The following is a 6,520-nucleotide window of genomic DNA, read 5'->3' on the forward strand; positions in this document are numbered from 1 at the left end:
AAGAGCCCTCGTCGCCGGCGTTTCTCTTATTCCGCCGTCGACATCAGCTTCAGGTCCGCGCCCGCGGCTTCGTACCTGCCTCGCGGGTCGGCCACCAGCTTGCGGAGCTCCAGGTCCATCAGGCCCAGCGTGCAGGTGATCTCCGCGGCCAGCGTGCCGTCGAGCTTGTAGATGTTCGAGTCCATCTTGAACGTCTTGCCGCTGCCGAACTTCACGTCGCACGTCACGTCGACCTCGTCGCCCGCGCGCAGCTCGCGGCGGAACACCACGTGGGTCTCCAGCAGCACTGACGCCAGCCCCGGGAGCCCCTCGAGCGCGCCGGCCGCCTCCAGCAGCTCGAGGCGGGAGACCTCGCCGTAGGAGTGGTAGACGGCGTGGTTGAGGTGGCCCAGGGTGTCCAGCTCGTAGTGCCGGACCTTGATCCGGGTCCGGAACGGCTCGCGATCGGTCACCACGCCACTGTAGGTCAGGCCTCGTAGAACAGGTGCTCCACCACCGCGTGCGCCCGGCGGGTGATGCGGCGGTAGGTGTCCAGGAACTCGCCCGGGTCGTCGGCCGCGGACTGGCCCAGGACCCTCGCCACCGCCGCCAGGTCGCGGCCCGAGCCCGGGACCTCGTCGACCGCCTTGCCGCGCACCAGCATCCCCGCGTTGCGCACCCGCGTCGCCAGCAGCCACGCCTCCCGCAGCGAGTCCGCTTCGGACTTCGTCGCCAGCCCCGCCTCCGGCAGGCGCGCCAGCGCGTCGAGCGTCGACGTCGTGCGCAGGGCCGGGATCGAACCAGCGTGCTGCAGCTGCAGGAGCTGGACCGTCCACTCGACGTCGGCGAGGCCGCCTCGGCCCAGTTTCGTGTGGCGCGTCGGGTCGGCGCCGCGGGGCATGCGCTCGGTCTCCACCCGGGCCTTGATGCGGCGGATCTCGCGCGCCTTCGTGCCGTCCAGGCCGCCCTCGGGGTAGCGGATCGGGTCGATCATCGCGATGAAGCGCTCGCCCAGCTCGTCGTCGCCCGCCACGAACCGGGCGCGCAGCAGGGCCTGTGCCTCCCACACCTCGCCCCAGCGCGCGTAGTACGCGCGGTACGACTCCAGCGTCCGCACCAGCGGCCCGCTCCGGCCCTCCGGCCGCAGGTCGGCGTCGACCTCCAGGGCCGGGTCCGAGCTCGGCGCGCCCAGCATCTTCCGGACCGTCTCCGCGACCGACGACGCGAACTTCACCGCGTCGGCGTCCGACACCCCTTCGGACGGCTCGCACACGAACAGGACGTCGGCGTCGGAGCCGTAGCCGAGTTCGGCGCCGCCGAGCCGGCCCATCCCGATCACCGCGATGCGCGCGGGCGTGCGGCCCAGCTCGGCCTGGCGCTGGCGGAACGCCGCGGCCAGCGCGCCCTGCAGCACCGCGACCCACACCGAAGACAGCGCTTCGCACACCGCCGGCACGTCCAGCAGGCCGAGCAGGTCCGCGCACGCGATCCGCAGCATCTCGTGCCGCCGCAACGACCGCGCGGCCGCGACGGCGGCGTTCAACCCGGGTTGACGGCGGACGGCGGCCCGCAGCGACGTCGCCACCTCGGCGGGCGTGCGGCCCAGCAGCCGGGCCGGGTCGCCGAGCAGCCGCAGCACCTCCGGCGCGCGGACGAGCAGGTCGGGCACCAGCCGGGACGTGCCGAGCAGCAGCGCCAGGTTCTCGACGACCGTGCCCTCGTCGCGCAGGACCCGCAGGTACCACGGCGTGTCCTCCAGCGCCTCGGACACCTTCCGGTACGACAGCAGGCCGCCGTCGGGGTCCGGGGTGTCGGCCAGCAGGTCGAGCAGCACCGGCAGCAGCGCCTGCTGGATCGCCGCGCGCCGCGAGACGCCGGACGTGAGGGCCTTGATGTGCTGCAGCGCGCCGTCGGGCGCCGTGTAGCCCAGCGCCTCCAGCCGGCTCGCGGCCTGCTTGGTCGTCAGGCGCAGCGCCTCGGTCGGCACGTTCGCGACGGACTGCAGCAGCGGCCGGTAGAAGATCTTCTCGTGCAGGCGGCGGATGCCCTTGCCGTGCTTGCGGAACTCCGCCAGCAGCGCCTCGCCCTGGCTCTTGCCGCCGCTCGCCTTGATCCCGCTGGCGCGGGCGAGGATCCGCAGCTCGTCGGTGTCGGTGGCCGCGGGGAACAGGTGCGTCCGGCGCAGCCGCCGCAGCTGCAGCCGGTGCTCGAGCATCCGCAGGAACTCGTACGAAGCGCCCAGTTCGGCCGCGTCCTGCCGGCCGACGTAGCCGCCTTCGCCGAGCGCGGCGAGCGCGTCCATCGTGGACGGTGAGCGCAGGTCCGCGTCGACGCGGCCGTGCACGAGCTGCAGCAGCTGGACGGCGAACTCGACGTCCCGCAGCCCGCCGCGGCCCAGCTTCAGCTCACGCTCGGCGTGCTCGGACGGCACGTGGCCCTCGACGCGGCGGCGCATCTGCTGCACCTCGCCGACGAAGTTCTCGCGGTCGGCCGCCGACCACACCAGCGGCGCGACCATCTCCGCGTACTGCTGCCCGAGCTCGGCGTCGCCGGCCACCGGACGCGCCTTGAGCAGCGCCTGGAACTCCCAGGTCTTGGCCCACTTCCGGTAGTAGCCCTGGTGGCTTTCCAGCGTGCGGACCAGCGCGCCGGCCTTGCCTTCGGGGCGCAGCGCGGCATCGACCTCGAAGCACGCCCGGTCCACGACCCGCATCATCGTGCTGGCCAGCCGCGTCGCTACGCCGAGGTCGTCCCCGCCGACGAAGATGACGTCGACATCGCTGACGTAGTTGAGCTCCCGGCCGCCGCACTTGCCCATGGCGATGATCGCCAGGGTGCCTTCGGCGGACGCGCCGACCTCGGCTTCGGCGACGACGAGCCCGGCGGCGAGCGCGGCCTCGGCCAGCTCGGTCAGCTGCGCGGCGACCTCGGCGTAGTGCGGGTGCTCGAGCCCGGCCTCGACGAGGTGGCCCAGGTCGGCGGCGGCGATGCCGAGCAGCTGGCCGCGGTAGGCGACCTTCAGCGCCTGCTCGGCCTCGGTGCCGGTGAGCACCGAGGCGTCGTCGCGCACGAGCGCCGTGCGCAGGTTTTCGCGGTAGCAAGCGGAATCCGTGCACTTGTCGCCGAGGAGCGACGCCCACTGCGCGGGGTTCGCGGCGAGGAAGTCGGCGAGCGCGCTCGACGTCCCGAGCACGCCGAACAGGCGGCCGCGGAACGTCCGGTTGGCGCGCAGCTGCTCCTCGAGCCGGGTCCACTCGCCGTCGTCGGCCTCGCGGATCCGGTCGATCCCGCGCAGCGCGAGGTCCGGGTCCGCGGCGCGGGACAACGCCGCGAGGACGTCGGTGGCGGCCTCGACCGGGCCGGCGTCGTCCCACCAGCCGGCCGCGCGCAACTGCCCCTCGGCACGGGCGTCGGTGAAGCCGTACCTCGCCGCCGAAGCGGTCGTTCGCGCGCGGTCTGCCATCACCGACCACCGTATCCCGCGGGGCCTGGCTCAGGCGGCCAGCCGACCCGGTTCGGTGCCGGCCGGCGTCGGCTCGGGCACCTGGAAGCTGTGCGCGGTGACCGGGTGGCGGCGCGAAAGGAGGTAGATGCCCAAGCCCACGCACACCCCGACGACGCCGACGGCGATGGTGCCCGCGGTGCCAAGCGAGGCGACCTTGCCGGAGATCGCACCGACGATCGCGGCCGCGGGCAAGGTGAACAGCCACGCGATGACCATCCGGCCCGCCATCCGCCAGCGCACCGGCGCCTCCCGGCGGCCGACGCCGGAGCCGATGATCCCGCCGGAGCACACGTGCGTCGTCGACAGCGGGAAGCCCAGCCGCGAGGAGACCAGGATGACCAGCGCCGAGCTCGTCTGGGCGGCGAACCCCTGCGGGCCTTCGATGTCGGTCAGGCCCTTCCCGAGGGTGTGGGTGATGCGCCAGCCGCCGAGGTACGTGCCCGCCGCGAGGGCGCAGGCGGCGCTGATGATCACCCAGACGGGTGGTGCCGCGCCCGCGGGCAGACTGCCGGCGGTGACGAGCGTCAGCGTGATGACGCCCATGGTCTTCTGCGCGTCGTTGGTGCCGTGCGCGAGCGAAACGAGCGACGCCGAGACGACCTGGCCGACCTTGAACCCGCGCGTGGCCGGGCGGCCGCGGACCAGGAAGCGGTAGACGAAGTACGTCGCGCCCATCGCGACGACCCCGGCGATCACCGGGCTCGCCGCGGCCGGGACGAGGACCTTTTCGACGATCTTTCCGAAGTGGACCGAGCCGGTGCCCGCCGAAATCCAGGTGGCGCCGATCAGGCCGCCGAACAGCGCGTGCGACGAGCTCGACGGCAGGCCGACGAACCACGTCACGAGGTTCCAGACGATCGCCCCGATCAGCCCGCCGAAGACGATCGACGGGCCGATCTTGGTGTCGTCCACCAGGCCGCTGGAGATCGTCTTGGCGACCTCCACCGACAGGAACGCGCCGACCAGGTTCAGCACCGCGGAGATCGCGACGGCGACGCGGGGCTTGAGAGCGCCGGTCGCGATCGACGTCGCCATCGAGTTCGCGGTGTCGTGGAACCCGTTCGTGAAATCGAAAACCAGGGCCGTGACGACGACGATCACGACCAGCAACGAGGGCTCCACCCCGACCTCCGAACCCTTGTGGGGACTCCTCCCGCAAGGTACCTGAAGGGTGACGCCTGGCGTTAACAGGCTGTTGCTCGTTGTGATCCCTGCTGTTAAGCCAGCGGTAAGGACCGTTGACTGTCGGCGGCGAGCTCGAGTTCTCCGGCGGCCAACCGGACGAACCGCTGCGCGAACGGCCGCCAGGTTTCCTCGATGTCGGTGTGGACGGTGATCAACGCGTCGTGCTCGAGTGAGCCCGGACGGGCGAATTCCGCCATCTCGGGCTCATCGGCCGCCCAGCTCTCGACGACGAGGGGTGTCGTCTCTATGTGGAACTGGACACCGTAGACACACCGGTTGAACCGGAACGCCTGGTTTTGGTACAGCGGCGCGGACGCGAGCAGCTCGGCGCCGGGCGGGAGCCGGGTGATCGCGTCGTTGTGGAACTGCAGGACGTCCTGCACGAGCGGCAGGTCCGCGAAGAGCGGGTCGGTCCACGCCGCGTCCTTCTTGCTGACGAGCTGCGGACCGACCTCGGGCCCGTCCGGCCCCACCTCGACGCGGCCCCCGGTCGCGACGGCCAGCAGCTGCGCGCCGAGGCAGATCCCCAGGGTCGGGATCCTCTTCGCGGCGGCCTTCGCCAGCAGCCGCCGGACGTCGGCGAGCCAGGGGTGCTTCGCGTCGTCTTCCGCGGCCATGCCGCCGCCGAGGCAGACGACGCCCCGGTAGCCGTCGAGGTCGTCCGGCAGGCCGTCGTGGGGTTGCAGCCGGACGTCGAGCTCCGCGCCGGCGTCGGTGAGCCAGTCGCCGAGGGGACCGAGCGGGTCTGACGTGTCCGGCTGGATGATGAGCAGTCGTGTCACGCTTTTCAGGGTAGGTCAGCAGGCGCAGCGGATTCCCGGGGTGGCGGCTCCCTCCACCGGGTAGCCGGCCGCGATCCAGGCGGTGATGCCGCCGGAGAGCCGCTTGACCTGGAAGCCGAGCTGGGCGAGCTTGAGGGCGCCCTTGGTGGCGGCGTTGCAGTTGACGCTCTCGCAGTAGCAGACGTAGACGAGGTCCCGGTCGAGGTGCTTCGTGCTCTCGGCCGTCATGTCCCGGTAGGGCAGGTTGACGGCGCCGGGGATGCGAGCCTGGGCGAAGGCTTCAGGTGCCCGCGTCTCGACGATCACGTAACCGTCGGTGTGGCCGGCTTCGAGGTCCCGGACGAGGTCGTCGGGGTCGACTTCGAAGGCGAGCTCGGCGCCGAAGTACTGCGTGGCGGCCTCGGGGGCCGGGGCGGGGACGGCGAGGATGCGTGTCATGGGGTAAATCCTGCTGGTCGCGGGGCGGTCGCCACAGGGCAGAATCGGGGTGGCAGCCCGGGCCGGCCGGGGATTTCGCCGTTCTGGCCCTGTTCGACTTGGAGAATCACGGTGGACCTCGACGACGTCGACTGGCAGCTGCTCGAGCTCCTCCAGGAGGACGGCCGGCTCAGCTTTTCCGAGCTGGGCCGCCGGGTGTCGCTGTCCGGTTCCGCGGTGACGGAGCGGGTGCGCCGGCTCGAGGAGCGCGGGGTGATCACGGGCTACGCGGCCCGGGTGGACACGTCGAAGCTGGGGTTGCCGATCGAGGCGCTGGTGCGGGCCCGGGTGCGGAGCTTGGACACGCCGCGGTTCCGGACGGCGGTGTTGCCGCTGCCCCAGGTCGTCGCCGCCGACCACATCACCGGGGACGAGTGCTGGATCCTGCGAGTGCTGTGCCGGAACACGGCCGAGCTGGAGTCGTTGGTGGAGAAGGTACAGCGGTACGGGGAGACGACGACGTCGCTGGTGCTGTCGTCGCCGCTGCGGAGCCGGCCGGTGCCGCGAGGCTGAGCCTGCGACCCGCGGGCATGAAAAAGGGCCTGAGTCCGGGAGACTTTCATCTCAACCGGGCCCAGGCCCTTCTCCAAAA

General features: G+C 72.1%; 6 protein-coding genes. 1 reads left to right on the top strand and 5 read right to left on the bottom strand.

The window, feature by feature from the left end:
- Positions 1 to 26: 26 nt before the first annotated feature.
- The 5 genes from ACERZO_RS34165 to ACERZO_RS34185 form a co-directional block, all read right to left on the bottom strand.
- Complete coding sequence (locus ACERZO_RS34165; RefSeq protein ID WP_372669735.1) at positions 27 to 452, bottom strand: acyl-CoA thioesterase; 426 nt, start codon at positions 450 to 452, stop codon at positions 27 to 29.
- A gap of 14 nt (positions 453 to 466) precedes the next feature.
- Positions 467 to 3,442, bottom strand: coding sequence for a bifunctional [glutamine synthetase] adenylyltransferase/[glutamine synthetase]-adenylyl-L-tyrosine phosphorylase (locus ACERZO_RS34170; protein ID WP_372669738.1), 2,976 nt, complete (start codon positions 3,440 to 3,442; stop codon positions 467 to 469).
- Between the two features lie 30 nt (positions 3,443 to 3,472).
- Entirely contained in the window at positions 3,473 to 4,606 is a 1,134-nt protein-coding gene (locus ACERZO_RS34175) for an inorganic phosphate transporter (RefSeq protein WP_372669740.1), read from the bottom strand.
- Between the two features lie 95 nt (positions 4,607 to 4,701).
- The gene (locus tag ACERZO_RS34180; RefSeq protein ID WP_372669742.1) at positions 4,702 to 5,451 is read right to left on the bottom strand and encodes a type 1 glutamine amidotransferase; all 750 of its coding nucleotides are present in this window, start codon (positions 5,449 to 5,451) and stop codon (positions 4,702 to 4,704) included.
- Positions 5,452 to 5,466: 15 nt separating this feature from the next.
- The gene (locus tag ACERZO_RS34185) at positions 5,467 to 5,889 is read right to left on the bottom strand and encodes a rhodanese-like domain-containing protein (RefSeq protein WP_372669744.1); all 423 of its coding nucleotides are present in this window, start codon (positions 5,887 to 5,889) and stop codon (positions 5,467 to 5,469) included.
- A gap of 111 nt (positions 5,890 to 6,000) precedes the next feature.
- On the opposite strand from ACERZO_RS34185, the gene ACERZO_RS34190 reads away from it, so the two are divergent.
- Positions 6,001 to 6,441, top strand: coding sequence for an Lrp/AsnC family transcriptional regulator (locus tag ACERZO_RS34190; RefSeq protein WP_372669746.1), 441 nt, complete (start codon positions 6,001 to 6,003; stop codon positions 6,439 to 6,441).
- Positions 6,442 to 6,520: the final 79 nt, after the last annotated feature.

It is taken from the genome of Amycolatopsis kentuckyensis, from assembly GCF_041679295.1.
GTDB classification, from domain to species: domain Bacteria; phylum Actinomycetota; class Actinomycetes; order Mycobacteriales; family Pseudonocardiaceae; genus Amycolatopsis; species Amycolatopsis kentuckyensis_A.